This is a genomic window from Spirillospora sp. NPDC048823 (genome assembly GCF_043198445.1).
In the GTDB taxonomy this organism is placed as follows: domain Bacteria; phylum Actinomycetota; class Actinomycetes; order Streptosporangiales; family Streptosporangiaceae; genus Spirillospora.
This window is the reverse complement of the sequence record NZ_JBICUT010000014.1, coordinates 51,324-66,867: the sequence shown is the minus strand read 5'-3', so window position 1 is coordinate 66,867 and position 15,544 is coordinate 51,324. Positions and strand designations below refer to the sequence as shown.

At 71.7% G+C, this 15,544-nt stretch carries 13 protein-coding genes; 4 read left to right on the top strand and 9 right to left on the bottom strand.

Annotated elements, in window-relative coordinates:
- Window positions 1-71 precede the first annotated feature (71 nt).
- Together ACGFK0_RS27845 and ACGFK0_RS27840 are read right to left on the bottom strand one after the other, a co-directional pair.
- Window positions 72-1,802 carry an ABC transporter ATP-binding protein gene (locus ACGFK0_RS27845; protein WP_392909934.1) on the bottom strand — a complete coding sequence of 577 codons (1,731 nt, stop codon included), beginning with the start codon at window positions 1,800-1,802 and terminating at the stop codon, window positions 72-74.
- Window positions 1,799-3,568 (bottom strand): ABC transporter ATP-binding protein, encoded by a 1,770-nt coding sequence (locus ACGFK0_RS27840; RefSeq protein WP_392909932.1) that lies wholly within the window; start codon window positions 3,566-3,568, stop codon window positions 1,799-1,801. Before ACGFK0_RS27840 ends, ACGFK0_RS27845 begins: the two co-directional genes overlap by 4 nt.
- A gap of 186 nt (window positions 3,569-3,754) precedes the next feature.
- Between ACGFK0_RS27840 and ACGFK0_RS27835 the strand changes: the two genes are divergently transcribed.
- Complete coding sequence (locus ACGFK0_RS27835) at window positions 3,755-4,432, top strand: TetR/AcrR family transcriptional regulator (RefSeq protein ID WP_392909930.1); 678 nt, start codon at window positions 3,755-3,757, stop codon at window positions 4,430-4,432.
- Between the two features lie 30 nt (window positions 4,433-4,462).
- On the opposite strand, the gene ACGFK0_RS27830 is transcribed toward ACGFK0_RS27835, so the two are convergent.
- Complete coding sequence (locus tag ACGFK0_RS27830; protein ID WP_392909928.1) at window positions 4,463-4,708, bottom strand: hypothetical protein; 246 nt, start codon at window positions 4,706-4,708, stop codon at window positions 4,463-4,465.
- A gap of 3 nt (window positions 4,709-4,711) precedes the next feature.
- On the bottom strand, window positions 4,712-7,303 hold the full coding sequence (locus ACGFK0_RS27825) for an MFS transporter (protein WP_392909926.1): 2,592 nt from the start codon (window positions 7,301-7,303) through the stop codon (window positions 4,712-4,714).
- A gap of 219 nt (window positions 7,304-7,522) precedes the next feature.
- Between ACGFK0_RS27825 and ACGFK0_RS27820 the strand changes: the two genes are divergently transcribed.
- From ACGFK0_RS27820 to ACGFK0_RS27810, 3 genes are all read left to right on the top strand, one after another.
- Window positions 7,523-7,879, top strand: a complete 357-nt coding sequence (locus ACGFK0_RS27820) for a tetratricopeptide repeat protein (protein ID WP_392910224.1) — start codon at window positions 7,523-7,525, stop codon at window positions 7,877-7,879.
- A 117-nt stretch (window positions 7,880-7,996) separates the two neighbouring features.
- Window positions 7,997-8,923, top strand: coding sequence for an ABC transporter ATP-binding protein (locus ACGFK0_RS27815; protein ID WP_392909924.1), 927 nt, complete (start codon window positions 7,997-7,999; stop codon window positions 8,921-8,923).
- Window positions 8,920-9,747: a hypothetical protein gene (locus ACGFK0_RS27810; protein ID WP_392909922.1), complete on the top strand. Its 828-nt coding sequence runs from the start codon at window positions 8,920-8,922 to the stop codon at window positions 9,745-9,747. Before ACGFK0_RS27815 ends, ACGFK0_RS27810 begins: the two co-directional genes overlap by 4 nt.
- A 72-nt stretch (window positions 9,748-9,819) precedes the next feature.
- Here the strand turns inward: ACGFK0_RS27810 and ACGFK0_RS27805 are convergent, their stop codons facing one another.
- From ACGFK0_RS27805 to ACGFK0_RS27785, 5 genes are all read right to left on the bottom strand, one after another.
- Window positions 9,820-11,124 carry an alpha/beta fold hydrolase gene (locus ACGFK0_RS27805; RefSeq protein ID WP_392909920.1) on the bottom strand — a complete coding sequence of 435 codons (1,305 nt, stop codon included), beginning with the start codon at window positions 11,122-11,124 and terminating at the stop codon, window positions 9,820-9,822.
- A gap of 158 nt (window positions 11,125-11,282) precedes the next feature.
- Complete coding sequence (locus tag ACGFK0_RS27800) at window positions 11,283-12,065, bottom strand: class I SAM-dependent methyltransferase (protein WP_392909917.1); 783 nt, start codon at window positions 12,063-12,065, stop codon at window positions 11,283-11,285.
- A gap of 196 nt (window positions 12,066-12,261) precedes the next feature.
- Window positions 12,262-13,407 (bottom strand): sulfotransferase family protein, encoded by a 1,146-nt coding sequence (locus ACGFK0_RS27795; protein ID WP_392909915.1) that lies wholly within the window; start codon window positions 13,405-13,407, stop codon window positions 12,262-12,264.
- A 22-nt stretch (window positions 13,408-13,429) separates the two neighbouring features.
- The gene (locus ACGFK0_RS27790) at window positions 13,430-14,242 is read right to left on the bottom strand and encodes an SDR family oxidoreductase (protein ID WP_392909913.1); all 813 of its coding nucleotides are present in this window, start codon (window positions 14,240-14,242) and stop codon (window positions 13,430-13,432) included.
- On the bottom strand, window positions 14,242-15,468 hold the full coding sequence (locus tag ACGFK0_RS27785; RefSeq protein WP_392909911.1) for a hypothetical protein: 1,227 nt from the start codon (window positions 15,466-15,468) through the stop codon (window positions 14,242-14,244). Before ACGFK0_RS27785 ends, ACGFK0_RS27790 begins: the two co-directional genes overlap by 1 nt.
- Window positions 15,469-15,544 lie beyond the last annotated feature (76 nt).

Genomic DNA, 15,544 nt, shown 5'->3' with positions numbered 1-15,544 from the left:
ACTCCAGCGGGTCGGGGGGGCGCCATTGATCCCCTTGGACTCCGCCGGCCGGACGAGGGTTCCGCGCGTCCTCAGCGCGCGCCGGTCAGGCTCCAGCCGTGGGCGCGGCGGCGTTCGCGCCAGAAGTGGGCGTACCGGCCGTCGCGGGCGAGCAGTTCGTCATGGCCGCCCTCTTCCACGGCACGTCCCCCGTCGAGGACGACGATCCGGTCGGCGCCCCGCAACGTGTGCAGCCGGTGCGCGATCACCAGGACGGTGCGGTCGTGCGACAGAGCCGCCATCGCCTCGTGCAGGGCGTGCTCGTTCTCGGCGTCCAGCGCGGCGGTCGCCTCGTCGAACAGCACGATCGGGGTGTTCTTCAGCAGGGCGCGCGCGATCGAGATGCGTTGCCGCTCGCCGCCGGACAGGCGGCCGCCGCCTTCCCCGACCGGCGCGTCCCAGCCGCCCGGGAGGCGTTCGGCGATGTCGTCGACCCGCGCGGTGCGGGCGGCGGCGTAGACCTCCGCGTCGGTCGCGTCGGGCCTGCCGATGCGGACATTGTCGAGAATGGTTCCGTCGAAGAGGTAGACGTCCTGGAAGACGACCGAGATGAGCGACGTCAGGTCCTCGGTCCGCATCTCGCGAACGTCCACGCCGCCCACGCGCACCGTTCCGGCGCCGGGGTCGAAGAACCGCGCGATCAGCTTGATCACGGTCGTCTTGCCCGCGCCGGACGGGCCGACCAGTGCGGTCATCCGGCCCTGCGGCACGCGCATCGACAGTCCGTCCAGCACCGGGGTGCCGTCGTAGCCGAAGCGCACGCCGTCGAGTTCGACGCCGGCGCCGTCCGCCCGGCGCGTCACCTCCGGTTCGGGCAGCGTCTCGGTGGCGAGCAGCGCGTTGATCTCGGTGATCGCGTTCTCGGCGACGCGGATCGCGCCGCCGATCTCCGCGATGAACATGACCGGTTCGACGAACCGGGCCGCCAGCACCAGCAGCGCGATCAGCTCCGCCGTCCCCAGCGAGCCGTCGAGCGCCAGGTAGATGCCCAGGGCCAGCAGCGCGATGAACGACGCCTGCGCGACGAAGCCGAGCCCGACGATGCCGGGGGTACCGGCGCGCAGCATCCGGCGGCCGGCCGCGTGCTGGGCGGCGAGCGCGTCATCGAGGGCGGCGTGCCCTTCCACCGTGCGGCCGAAGGCCCGCAGGACCGGCTGTGCGCGGGCGAACTCCACGATCCGCCCGGCGGCTTCGGCGTGGATGCGGTCCGCGTGGCGGTCGGCGACCTGCATGCCGCGGCCCGCCAGCCGGTACGCCACCGCCACCGCGACCGCGGCGACGGCCATCGAGACGGCCAGCCGCCAGTCGAACAGGAACATGGCCAGCACCACGACCAGCGGTGTGACGACGGTGTCGACCAGTGGCCGCAGCAGATGCGCGGGCACACTCATGATGTCGACGACGCGCTGCGCGGCCAGGCGCCCGAGTTCGCCGACGCGGTCGGTGGTGAACCAGGCCGGCGGCAGCTGCGCGACCTTGTCACCGATCCGGTGGTGCAGGTCGCGGCTCAGGGCCGTACCGCTGCGATGACCGGCCAGCGTCGCGGGGTAGTTCACCGTCGCGTACCCGATCCACAGCACGGCGAGCGCGATCACCCACGGCCAGGCCCGTTCCGGTTCACTGCCGAGCAGTTCGCGCAGGACGGGGACCAGCAGGACGAACGCGGCCCCTTGGAGCAGCGCCGCGCCGGTCAGCAGGGTCAGCAGCCTGCGCAGGGCGCCCGCGTGCTCGGGGCCGAGCGCCGTGAACAGTCGGCGGATCATCGCCATTCCCCCTTCGCCGCGCCGGTCCCGGCGTAGGCGTCGCGATCGTCGGCGTCCCCGGGCCCGGCCTGCTCCTGCAGCCGCCACATCCGCGCATACCGGCCATCGGCGGCGAGCAGTTCCTCGTGCGTGCCCTGTTCGGCCATCCGCCCCTGTTCGAGGACCACGATCCGGTCGGCTCCGGCCACCGAGGCCAGCCGGTGCGCGACGACGAGGACGGTCCGCCCGGCCGCCAGCTCCGACAGCGCGTCCTGGATCAGCGCCTCCGATTCCGGATCGGCATGTGCGGTCGCCTCGTCGAGCACGACGATCGGGGTGTCGGCGAGGATCGCCCGGGCGATGGACAGCCGCTGCGCCTCACCCCCGGAGAGGCGGACGTCCCGGCCGACCACCGAGTCGTATCCGCGCGGCAGCGCGCACAGGCGCTCGTCGATGGCAGCCGCCCGCGCCGCACGCCGTACCGTTTCGTCGTCCGCGTCGGGACGGGCGAGGCGGATGTTGTCGCGCACGGTGGCGTCCAGGAGCTGGACGTCCTGGAGGACGAACGACACCAGCCGGTACAGCCGATCCGGTGCGATGTCGCGCAGGTCGACGCCGCCGATCGCGACGGTGCCGGCGGTCGGGTCGAAGAACCGCGGCAGCAGCTTCGCCAGGGTCGTCTTGCCCGAACCCGACGTCCCGACCAGGGCGGTCACGGTGCCCGGCTCGAAGGCCAGGTCGATGCCGCTCAGCACCGGCCGGTCCGCGTCGTAGGCGAACTCCACCCCGGACAGCTCCACCCGGAGGCCCCCGTCGTCCTCCGGCGTTCGCGGTTCCGCGGGCACCGCCAGCTCGGGCGCCGCGAGCAGGGCGCCCACCCGCTTGGCCGCCGCACTCGCCATCTCGATGTCCTCGCCATGGAAATCCATGGCCTGCAGGGGCGCGGCGAGCCCCAGCCCGACGATCACGAACGGCAGCAGATCGACCGGGCCGAGGTGCCCGGCGGAGACCAGCGCCGTGCCTGCGGCCAGTGCCGTCAGCAGAATGGTGACGGGGCTCAACGCCAGCGCGGAGGCGGCGGCCGACCGGTTGTTCTGCGAAAGCCAGGCGTCGAGGAACTCCGCGAAATCGTCGGCGGCCCGCGCGTACTGCCGGTGCGCACGCCTGGCCTGCCCGAACATCTTCACGACGGCGATGCCCTCGACGAACTCGACGACGCTGCCGACGATGCGCTGCAGGGCCTCCTCGTAGGCCGCCATCCCCGAGGTCATGCTCACGATCCGGCGGGCGAACAGCGCGATCCCGATCACGATCGGGACCAGCAGGATCAGCGCCATCCGCCAGTCCACCCAGAACAGGTAGACCAGGGACACCAGCGACGTGACCGCGACGGCGGTGAAGTTCAGCAGTGAATGCGCCACCAGGTGGTGCATCGCGTCCACATCGTGCTGGACCGCCTTCCCGATGCCGCCCGCGCCCCGGTCGGTGAACCATCCGAGCGGGACGCGGCCCAGCCGGTCGACCAGGCGCCGCCGCACCGACAACTGGAAGGCCAGATCCGCCTGATGGGCCAGCGCCGCCGCCGCGCCGGTCAGCAGCAGCCACGCCACGAGCGCGCCCGCCGCGACCGCGGCGACCGTCCAGGCCCGGTCCCGGTCGACCGGACCGGCGACCAGCAGCACCCTGGCCAGTTCGGCCACCGCGAGGAACGGCACCACGGCGGCCGCCGCCGCGACGGCCTGCAGGCCCACCGCCGCGCCGAGCCGCGGCCGGACCGGCCGCAGCAACTCCGCGAGACCTATGGCATCCGATGCGGCATCCGAAGGTTCTGCCTGTTCCGGCTTCATCGTGCCCCCGCCCCCTGCCCTTCGCCGACTTTTCGAACGTGTTCCGAAAGTAACATCGAGACCGGGCGCTGTCGAGCGCGAAGGGCAGGACCCGCGCCGCCTCCACGCCGGGGGCATGATGGAACGATGGCTTCACCGACCGCACCGCACGGCCGCACCGGCCGGCCGCCGCTGACCTCACGCGCGCAGATCGTGGCGGCGGCCCGCCAGATCATCGAGCGGGACGGCTGGGAGAAGCTGACCGTCCGCCGGCTTGCCGCCGAGATCGGCGTCGGGGCCACGACCCTGTACCACCACGTGCGGAGCAAAGAGGACCTGCTGGTCCTGGTGCTCAATCACTACCTCGGCCAGGTCGAACGTCCCGCGCTGCCCAACGACCCGCGGGAGCGCATCATCGCGGCCGCCGGCGCGATGCACGACGCGGCCGCGGCCTGGCCATGGGCCGTGGAGATCGTCACCACCGACGGTTTCCTCGGGCTCCTCGACGAGTCGGCCCTGTGGATGGTCGAGGACATCGTGGCCGCGGCCGGCGACTACGGATGCACACCCGCACACGCCATCGTCGTCTTCCGGAGCATCTGGTACTACACCGCCGGGGAGATCCTCGTCCGCGCCAACACCGCCCGCCGCCGGGCCGGCGACCTGCGCCACGTGACGTTGAGCGATCTGGACGCGTCCCGGCTGCCGCACCTGGCCGCCATCAGCGGCCAATGGGCCGCGGTGGCCCAGGGCGACACCTACCCGCAGGGACTCCGCGCACTGGTCGACGGCCTGCTCGCACAGGCCACTCCGGCGGCCCCCTAGTCCGGCGTCGCCTCTCGGCCCGGTCCGCGCCTACACATCCCGCTGCCTGCGCATGGCGCGGATCAGGCGCAACGGGAACAGGCCGATGAGCGGGGCGCGCTCTCCCAGGTCCTCACGGTCCTTGCGGTCGAAGGCGCGGGCGTAACGCCGCGCCTCGGACGCGGTGGGGTACTCCTTCGCACCCCCGGCTCCGCACTCCCGCACGCAGCTCCAGCGCATCGTCTCGCCCTCGGCGGAGAAGCGGTAGTCATGTCCGAGGAGCCGGCAGCGCATCATGGGTCACCCGTCCGTGTTCGTGTCGCCGGGCCTCGGCGGCGGCGCGTACCTGTTGCGCGCCTGGGGCTGGGCCAGGCCCTCGTGGACGGCCTCGCGCAGTGCGGCGCGGAACCGGCCGGGACCCCAGTAGCGTGCGCCGACCAGTTCGGCGAGCCGGTGGCGGCTGGTCGGCCCGTGTTCGCTGAGGGCCTGCGCGATGGCGCTGACCTCGCGGTCCAGGGCGATGTCCGCGTCGGACGACCAGCTCGACGTCCCGAGCATCCTCGGCGAGTAGAACGTCTCGCCGGGCCCCGGGAGCAGCCGGCGCAGCCCCGTGCGGCGCTGGCGCTCACGGCGGAGGACGCGCTGACGGATCCGCTCGTCGCGTTCGCGGGCCGCGCGCTGCCGCTCCGCCGCCGCCTCGCGCTCCCGCCGCGCCTGCTCCGCCGTGCCCGACTCGGCCGCCAGCGACGCGGCGGCGGAACGGTGCTGCGCCGCCTCCATCCGGTCGGCGGCGGACTCGGCGCGCAGCCGGTGGACGTCGGCCTGCCGGTCATGCCGGGCGGCCCCGTCCTCGTCCCGCTCGGCACGGGCCACGTGCGCGAGCGCCAGCTCGGCGTGCATCCGCTCCCACTCGTCGAAGGTCTCGGCGTGGCCGCGGGCGATCTCCGCCTCGATCCCCTCCAGATCCGCCGCCCTGGCGTGGGCCTCCACGGCCATCGCATGCTGTTCACGGGCCCGCGCCCGCTCCGCCGCGGCCTCCGCGAACGCCGCGTGGGTCTCCGCGTCCCGCCGGTTCGCGGCCGCCAACGCCTCGACCCGCTGGTGCAGTGCACGCGCACGCTCCTCCGCGGCGGCGGCGCGTTCCAGTGCGCTGTCGCGTTCGGTGGCGGTGCCGGCGTCCTCGGCGGCGACCCGCTCGTCATGGGCGGTCGCCTGCTCCGTCAGCCGCTCGGCCTCCCATTCGGCCGTCTGCGCGAGGGTCTCCTCCACCCGCAGCCGGTCGGCGGCAGCGCGGTCGCCCTCGTCCGCGCGCGATCTCACCTCGTGGATGGCGGCGCGGTGCTCGGCCGCACGCGCCCGCTGCTCCTCGGCGTGCCGGCGGGCCTCCAGCGCGGCGCGGCGCTCCGGCCGCACGTCCGGCGCCTCCTCCGCCGAAGGCTTGGCCGCCGGCGCCTCCTCCTCGCCGGCCTCCTCGACCGTGAGCGGCTTGGCGATGTTCTCCAGCGAAGCCCGTTCGGCCTTGACGCCGAAGAACAGCTCGGCGAGGCCGCCCAGCGCCATGATCACGGCGCCGACGAGGAACCCGATCGCGACCAGGCTCACGTCCCCGGTGTCGATCAGCCGGCCGAAGATGAGCGGACCGGTGATGCCGCCGGCGGCCGTGCCGATCGCGTAGAAGAACGCGATGGCCAGCGCCCGGGTCTCCATGGGGAAGATCTCGCTGACCGTCAGGTAGGCGGAGCTGGCGCCCGCCGAGGCGAAGAAGAACGTCACGCCCACCAGCGCGATGAACGTCCACTTCGTCAGCCCCCCGGTGATCAGGAAAACGGCGAGCAGGACAGTGAGGGCCGACGAGACGAAGTACGTCCCGGAGATCATCGGTTTTCGGCCCACCGTGTCGAACAACCGCCCGAGCAGCAGCGGTCCCAGGAAGTTGCCGATCGCGAAGATGGCGAAGAAGTACGGCACCGTCCCGGACGCCACGTCGAAGAACCCGCTCAGGATGGTGCCGAGGTCGAACGTCACCGCGTTGTAGAGGAACGCCTGGCCCACGAACAAGGCGAACCCGAGTATCGCCCGCCGCGGGTAGACCTTGAACGCCACCTTGGCGATCTCCCGGAACGGGATGGCCTTGCGCTGCCGCACCGTGATGCTCTGGTCCGGCTCGTCCAGGTCCTGGTGGGTCTCCTCGCGGACCCCGCGTTCGATCCGGTCGACGATCCGCTCGGCCTCGTCCTCGCGTCCGTGGATGAACAGCCAGCGCGGACTCTCCGGGACATGCCGCCGGACGAACATGATCACGAGGCCGAGGACGCCGCCGATCCCGAACGCCACCCGCCACCCGAGGTCGATCGGGAAGATCGCCGTGTTCAGGAAGACCACCGCGGCCAGGGCACCGAGCGCCGCCCCCACCCAGTAGCTGCCGTTGATGATGATGTCCACCCTGCCGCGGGCGCGGGCGGGGATCAGCTCGTCGATCGCGGAGTTGATCGCCGCGTACTCTCCGCCGATGCCCATCCCGGTGACGAACCGGCACACGAAGAAGTACCAGGGCGCGAACGCGAACGCGGTGGCCACCGTCGCGATGACGTACACGACCAGCGTGAGGATGAACAGTTTCTTCCGGCCGAACCGGTCGGTGAGCTGCCCGAAGAGCAGGGCGCCGGTGCACGCGCCCGCCACGTAGATCGCCGCCGCGTAGCCGATGTGGGCCGCGGACAGCTCGATGCCGCTGCCCTCTTCGGTGAGCCGCGCGGCGACGGACCCGACGATCGTGACCTCGAGCCCGTCGAGGATCCAGACCGTCCCGAGCCCGATCACGACCATCCAGTGGAACCGCGACCACGGCAGCCGGTCCATGCGCGCGGGAATCCGCGTGGTCAGCGTGCCCAAGCGCGCATCATCCGTCATGCCGGTCAGCCCCCAATGCAGGCAGTGGTCGTGCGCCCCGGTGGTTCACCGATATGTGGCTACCCCCCTCCCGGAACTCACACCTCCCCGCGCGGACAAGATCAGACCATCCCGGCGCGGCCGGGCGCGGCCGCCTGCGCGTGGGAACAACGGGGACACTGTCCCGGTTCCTGGGGGTGGATCCGTGGAGAGGGGGCCATGATGACCGTGTACGAGGAGTTCCAGCGGGCGACGCTGTTCTTCGACGCCAAGGACTACGCCGGGGCCGCCCGCATCCTGACCCCGATCGTGGCGGAGCACGGGGAGAACCGGGCGGCCGTCGAGCTGCTGGGCCGGGCGTACTTCCACAGCGCCCAGCTCGGGCGGGCCGAGGAGACGTTCCGCCGGCTCGTCGAGCTGGACCCGTCCAACGGCTGGGCCTACGAGGCGCTGGCCCGCACCCTGGAGCGGCGCAGCCGCCCGGACGAGGCGCGCGGCTTCCGCAAGCTGGCCGCCGCCATGGGCGTCGACCCGGCGGCGAAGGTGGACGTCTCGGTCACGGCCGCCGACCTCGCCTGATCGTTCCCGCGTGCCGGGCGTACCTGACGAAAGTCGGGTGCGCCCGGCGACGATCGGGCACTGCGGGCGCCGCCCGCCGCTTCCTACCGTTCCGGTAGACGACGAGCGGGAGAGCGCATGATCACCCTTTCCGGGTTGACCAAACACTACGGCGGGACGGCCGCCGTGGCGGATCTGTCCTTGAAGATCGAGCCGGGGCTGGTGACCGGTTTCCTCGGCCCCAACGGCGCCGGGAAATCCACCACGATGCGGATGATCGTGGGCTTGGACGAGCCGACGTCGGGAACGGCGCTGGTGTCCGGCCGCCGGTATGCGGAGTTCCGGCACCCGCTGCGCCAGGTCGGGGCGCTGCTGGAGGCCAAGTCCGTGCATCCCGGCCGCGGCGCCCGCAACCATCTCCTGGCGATGGCGCGCAGCAACGGGATTCCCCGCCGGCGCGTCGACGAGGTGCTGGCCAGGGTGGGGCTGACGGACGTCGCGGACAAGCGCGCCGGCGCGTACTCGCTGGGAATGAGCCAGCGGCTCGGCATCGCCGGGGCGCTGCTCGGCGACCCGCCGGTCCTGATGTTCGACGAGCCGGTGAACGGGCTGGACCCCGACGGCGTCCGCTGGGTGCGCGAGCTGATGCGCTCCCTCGCCGCAGGTGGACGCACGGTCTTCGTGTCCAGCCACCTGATGAGCGAGATGGAACTGACCGCCGACCGCCTCGTGGTGATCGGGAAGGGCAGGCTCATCGCGGACGCGCCGATCGCGGAGATCCTCGCGGGCAGCTCCCGGCACCGCGTCAGGGTCCGCGGGCCGCACCCGGAGGGTCTGCGGCAGCTGGCCGCCCACCTGGCCCGGGAGGGTGTCACCGCCGAAACGGTCTCGCCCGGGGAGCTGCTGCTCTCGGGTACCACCGTCGAACCCGTCGGTGAGCTCGCCCACCGCCTCGGCCTCCTCCTGCACGAGCTGAGCCCGCAGGACGCCACCCTCGAACAGGCGTACATGGAACTGACCGCGGGAAGCGTCGAGTTCGCCGCGTCCCAGGAGGGCGCCCGATGACCGCGACGACCGGCGACCGCCCGCCGGGCGCTGCCACGGGAGAACCGAACGCCGCGGCCGGGGGGCGCCTGCCGGGTGCCGTGGCCGCCGAGTGGACGAAGGCGTGGACGGTCCGCAGCACGTGGTGGAACCTGTTCGGCGCGGCCGTCCTGATGGGCCTGGCCTGCCTCCAGCTCGCCATCTTCACCGTCAACGCCAACGACAACGACGACCCCGCGGACGACAAGGGCGTCGTCGGGATCGGGACGATCGCGATCGGCGCGGTGGACCTCGTCCAGTTCGTGCTGATCGGGCTGGCCATGCTGCTGATCACCAGCGAGTACTCCACCGGGACGATCCGCGCGACGCTCCAGTGGATCCCCCGGCGGGGCGAGATGCTGGCGGCCAAGACCCTGGTCGCGGCCGTCATCGGCGGCCTGGCCGGTACCGTCCTCGCGGCGGGCGGGTCGCTGGCCGCCCTGCCGCTGCTCGGCCGGTGGGGAGAGTTCGCGTTCACCGCCTGGCTCGGCGACGTCCTCGCCGTCGGCGCCTACATGGCCTTGATCAGCGTGTTCTCCCTGGGTGTCGGCGCTCTGCTGCGCAGCGCGGTCGGCACGCTGATCGTGATCTTCCTGGTCGTCCTGGTGGTGCCCGCCAGCCTGCAGGCGAGCGACATCACCGCGATGGAACGCGTCGCGGACTTCATGCCCGCCGTCGCCGGGGCCGCGTTCATGCGCGGCGAGTCCGACGTGTACGCGCCGGCGTTCGGCCTGCTGATCCTCGCGGGCTGGGCCGCGGCGGCGCTCGCCGCCGCCCACATCGCCCTGAACCGCCGCGACGCCTGACGCCGCGCCGCCGGGCCGCCGGGCCAGGTGCGCCTACCTGGACCGGCGGCTTGTGCGGCGGGGAGCGGGCTTCTAGTTCGGGTGGTCGTTGAGCTGGACGGAGATGCGGTGCTCGGAGGAGGGCCAGCTCGGGACGACCACGGCGTCGATGCGGCCGTGGCCGCCGCGGGGGCGGGAGACGATCGACGTCGAATGCCCGCCGGCGGGGAGGTAGACGTCCATGCCGGTGATGAACGGCGTCGCGAAGAACTCCGGGATGGGTTCGGCCAGGTCGGTGACGCGGTCGCGCCCGGCGTCGTAGGCGAACATCCCGATGACGCGCTTGGTGCGCGGGGCGTTCGCCGCGTTCAGCACCTGGCGTCCGTTGATGTACAGGGAGTCGCCCGCCTGTCCCTGGTCGCCCCACCACTCCTTCTGCCGGCTGATGCTGAGCGCGGAGTGGTGGTCGCCGGTCTCCACGAGCCCCGACAGGCCCTCACCGGGGCGGCTGGTCAGCAGCCGGACGAGCCGGTCGGTGCGAAGGAACGGCTGGAAGTACAGGTGGTGGACGGACGTCTCGCTCCACACGACCGCGAACTCGTAGGACGCGTCGCCCCACCCCTCGAACGGGCCCCACGATCCGTCGCCGGTGAGCGGGTAGGCGGCGAGCGGGGTGTGCCCCAGGCGTTCGCCGGTGCCCGGGTTCACCCGGTAGATCTCCAGCCGCGCGCCGTCCGCGCCCGCGTTGGACGGGAACAGGACGGCGCGTCCCGACAGGGAGATGCGCCCCTGCGGGACGATCCACGTCGTGTGCGGCGCCCGGCCGTTGACGAACTCGTAGAACCGCGCGAACGTCTCGGGCGACGTCACGACCTGGGTGTGGGACTGCCCGGAGAAGTACACGTTGGCGGCGCCGCCGATGCTGCGTTCGGTGGGCCCCTCACCCCACACGGCGAGGGTGGGGACGCCGCCCGGCGGGCTCTCCGCAGTCGCGCCGTCGAGGTTGACGTAGTGCGCGACGGTCGCCGCCCGCGCGGGTGAGCTTCGCAGGTAGCTCTGCATCAGGGCGGTGCCGAGCGAGTGGGCGACCAGGTCGACCTTGTCGGCGCCGGTCTCGTCGAGGAGCCGCCCGATGCGCTGGTCCAGCGACGCGAAGACCTGCGCCACGGTGTTCGTACTGAACGTCGAGTCGTATTCGTGGCCTTCGATGTAGTGGGCCGGGTACCCGTTCGAGGCCAGGCGCCGGGCCTGGGTCTCGAACTGGCCGGCGGAGCCGCTGAACCCGTGCACGAACACGACGGGACGCGGGCCGTCCAGGCGTCTGTCCGCGTGGGCGGGCGACATGACCGACACGGACATCAGCAGGACGCAGAACAGGGCGATAAGTCTTCGGAGCATCGGAACGGACCCCTCTAGTGACCATCCGGGCCCAAAGGGTCTGATCATGGGGGGCCACGGTCAAGGCTTCCGCCCGCACACTGTGACCGCACCCAATCAGCGGCACCCGAGGCAGTACTCCACGCCCGCTCCTCACCCGCCGGGCGGCTCGGCGGCCGTCAGCCGGGGCGGGTGACGCGGATTTTGGATTGGCCGTGCGGGAGCTCTTCCCAGTCGTCCATGAAGCGGGCGGTGAAACCGTGCTTCTCGGCGAGCGCGGTCAGCGTTTCGGTGCGGTAGTAGAAGTCCTCGCGGAGGACGTGGTGCTCGCTGCCTTCGGTGCGGTCGAAGGTGAAGTCGAAGAAGCCGCCCGGTGCCATGACGCGGCCGACGTTGGCGAGGCATTCCTCGATGACGTCGAGGGGCGAATGGCTGAACACGCTGTGCGCGTGGATGACCGAGAAGTGCTCGGACGGCAGGAACTGCAGTTTCAGGTCGTTGACGAGTGTCAGATGCGGAAGCTTGTCGCGCAGATCCTGCCGGACGAGCGTGTTCTGCGCGGCGAGCAGGATGTCGGGCGAGATGTCGATGCCGTAGTAGTTGCCGGAGTCGAGGTAGTCGATGAAGCGCCACCCGGCCCGCAGGTTGCCGCAGCCGATCTCCAGCATCCGGTCATCGGGTTTGAGGCCGTGTCCGCGCAGGTAGTCGAACTGCATCTGGCCGAGCTTGAGCCAGCGTTCATGGGAGCGGCTGCCGACGGCCGCCTCGGGGCTCTTGGCCGTGTCGGACTTCATGACGGCCCGGTAGTAGGCGACGTGGCCGCGGCTGGAGACGCGGAATTTCAGATCGCGGGCCACCCTGGCCGCGTAAGTCCGGATCTTGTCGGGGTTCTGGGCGGCGTAGCGCAGTTTGTAGGCCAGGCTGGCGCGATTCCTGCGCGTGGGCGGAAGCGGTTCGGTCATCGGGCTCGTCCCCCAGAAAGAACTTCGGGAAGGCAGCGTCCAGGACCTGGGCGGTCATGGTGGCACGGGGGCCCTTACCCTGCCACCGCTTCGATAAGCCGCGGCCGGTTGAAGGTTCCTTAAGCGCCGGCCGTCGTGATCGCAATGCGTCCACGGCGTGAAGGCCGGGACCCTGTCCTCGCCTGCCCGTTCGCCGCTATACGAGGCCGCTGAAACGCTCGTCGACCTGTTCGGGGGTCAGGCCGAAGTCTTCGAGGGCGTAGCGGTGGGCCGGTTTGGCGGCGCCGGTGGCGCTCTCGTGGTGCAGGTCCGTCATGGCCGTGCGGGCGTCGTCGCCGAACGGCAGGCCGAAGTGCTCGTAGACGCCGCCGACCGTGCCGACCGGGTCGCGGACGAAGTCGTCGTAGTGGACGTCCAGGAACTGCGCGGGGTCGTGCCGGGCGCGTTCGGCGCGGAACAGTTCGAGGCCGCGGCTCCACAGGTCCAGCTGGTCGCGGCCGATCGTGGCGCCGGTGAAGACGTCCGACCAGCCGGCGGTGGCGTGCGCGGAGAGGCTGCACATGGACGCCATCGCGGTGCGCGGGTCCCGGTGCGTCTGGACGATCAGCGCGTCGGGGTAGACGTCGAGCAGCGCGTCCAGGGCGAACAGGTGGCTGGGGTTCTTCAGCACCCAGCGCCGCCCGGGGTCGTTCAGGCCGATGAGCTGCAGGTTGCGGCGGTGCCTGCGGTAGGCGGGCGTCCAGTCCTGGGCGGCGAGCCAGGACGAGTACGCCGGCAGGTGCGCCAGGCATTCGAAGGAGATCGACAGCATGCTCTGGCGCAGGAGCTGCCAGCATTCCTCGACCGTGTCCGCCGAGATGTAGTGCAGGCCCATGAACTCGGGGTTCTCGATGTGGTGCCGCCGGTATCCGGCGTCGATGGCCTGGAAGACCGCGTCGTCCCCCCACGTGGCGCGGGGCGGGCGCGGCTGCGGCACCTCGGCCAGCCACAGTTCGAGGCCCTGGTGGGCGGGGTCGGCGGTGAGCAGCCGGTGCAGCGCCGTCGTGCCGGTGCGGGGCAGCCCGGTGACGAAGATGGGCCGTTCGACGGGGACGCCGGCGTGTTCGGGATGCCGCAGCCACGCCGCCTCGGAGAACTGGCGGGCGGCGAGCGCGCCGCGCAGCATCGCCCGCTGGGCCTTGTTGCCGAGCGGGGTGAACCCGGCGTCTCTGGCGCAGGACTCCAGCAGCACCTTGAGGCCGTCCAGGTAGTCGTCCTCGCCGAAGCCGTCCATGCCGGTGATCTTGCTTGCGGAGGCGTGGAGGTCCTCGACCGTGCCCACGCTGTCGCGACCTGGGGTCATCGGTGCGCCTTTCCTGAGGGTCCTAGTGGTGCCACTCGCCGGAGTTGACGTCCAGGCACTGCCCGGTGACCGCGCGGGCCAGCGGCGACAGCATGAACACCACGGCGTCGGCGACCTCGTCCGGGTCGGGCAGTTTGCGCAGGTCGGTGGTCGCGGCGTTCTCGTCGTAGATCTGCTGCACCGTGACGCCCCGCTTCGTGGCGAGGTGGTCGAAGTAGATCTTGAGGTTGTCGGCCCAGATGTATCCGGGGGCGATCGTGTTGACGCGGACGCCGCGCGGGCCGAGTTCGGTCGCGAGGTTCTGCGCCATCGCGAGGAGCGCCGCCTTGGCCATCTTGTAGGCGCCGAACGTCCGCCTGGAGTGCCGCAGCACCGCCGAGTTGATCATCACGACGGACCCGCCGGTCTCTTCGAGCGCCGGAACGAACAGGCGGGTGAGGTGCAGCGCGGCCAGCACGTTCGTCTCGAAACCGCGTCTCACCGCGTCGAGGTCGACCTTAGTGAGGTCCTTCAGCGGCGGGGTCGCGAAGGCGTTGTTGATCAGGCCGTCGACCCGTCCGAACGCGTCCCGCGCCGTCTCGGCGAGCCGTTCGCAGGCCGCCGCGTCGTTGATGTCGGTCGGGACGGTGACCGCGCGGCGGCCGATCTCCCCGACTTCCTTGGCGACTTCGGCGAGCCGTTCCTCGTTGCGCGCGGCCAGCACCACGTCGGCTCCCGCCTTGGCGCACTGGAGGGCGAGGCCGCGCCCGAGGCCGGGGCCGACACCGGAGATGACGATGACGCGGCCTCCCAGGAGTTCCGGGAGTTCCGGGGATTCCGGCGGTGTCGCGGCCATCAGCCGAGCATCCTTCGCGCGACGGCGACCTGGCGGGCGGTGATCCGTTCCTTCCATTCCTGCTCGGTGACCCGCTGCCGCTCGTAGTTCGGCAGCCGGTCCGGCAGCTCGCCGAACGGCATCACCTCGAAGGACGGGCCGTCGTCGGCGCCGAGCGCGCGGGTGAGGCGCTGCCAGCGGAACTGCAGGTAGCCGCGGCGATGCCCGGTCCGCTCGATCCAGTTGGCAAGGCCGGGATCGCGTTCGCTGACCACGTACCGGATCATGCCGTCGTCGTCCACGCGGGCCTGGTCGGCGGTGAGGCTCGTCTGGTGGTTGATGTAGTCGAGCGAGACGTACCACATGCTGCCGAGCTGGAAGCCCTGGTACGGCGCCACGTCGCGGTCGGCCGCCGGCGCGGTGATCACCATGACCTCGTCGTCGTCGAGGTCGTAGTGGCCGACGGACGAGTACTGCGTGGCCAGCCCGCCGGGCGTCGGACGCGGCTCGGTGAGCGTGTTGACCGGCAGTTGCAGGTAGTGCCACTCGGGGAAGGCCAGGAAGGTCCGCAGCCGCGCCAGCAGCATCTTCGCCGCGACCTCGTACCGGCGGGCCATCCGGTCGGACGGCACGGACGGCGGCGACGTGCCGAGCGTGTCGGCGCGATGGATGCGGATCTCGCCGGGCCGCTCGTTCTCCCAGTCGCTGAACACCTCCCGGACGATCAGCATCGCGGACCCCGGGGCGACCGCGACGTACCCGGGCCCGGCGTCCGGCTTCGGCGGGCCGAACCGGAGCCGGAACGTCCGGTCTTCGGCGATGTCGAGTTCGCGGTCGTCGAAGGCGGTGAGGCTGTCGGGCGACTGCGTCGGCGAGTAGTCGCCGTTCATGATCTGGAAACTGAGGTCGGCGGTGGTGCCGCGCCGCCCCGTGACGACGTACTCGGCGTCGTCGCGGATGTAGGCGTGGAAGTAGAGCGTGTCCGGGTTGTCGAGGCCGAGCTTGGTGTACGGGCCGGTGGACGAGGCGAAGTACGGGTGTTCGTGCTGGTACGCCTGGACCATGTGCAGCGACGCCTTGATGCTCCCGGCGAGGTAGTCCAGCCCTTCGGCCAGGTCCTGGTCGGTCTTGACGTGCGGCGCGTCACGGATGATCTGCTCGGCCTCGGCGATCGCCTCGGCGAACGATCGCGTGGCCGAACCGGTGCCGGGACGGTCGGTCTTGCCTGCGGCTGAGTCGATGGCCACGCCGGGCTCCCCTGGGATCGCGACATCGCGTTGGCTGGACGAGTCCCGCGCGGGCCGTGTCGCTGCCACGGATGCG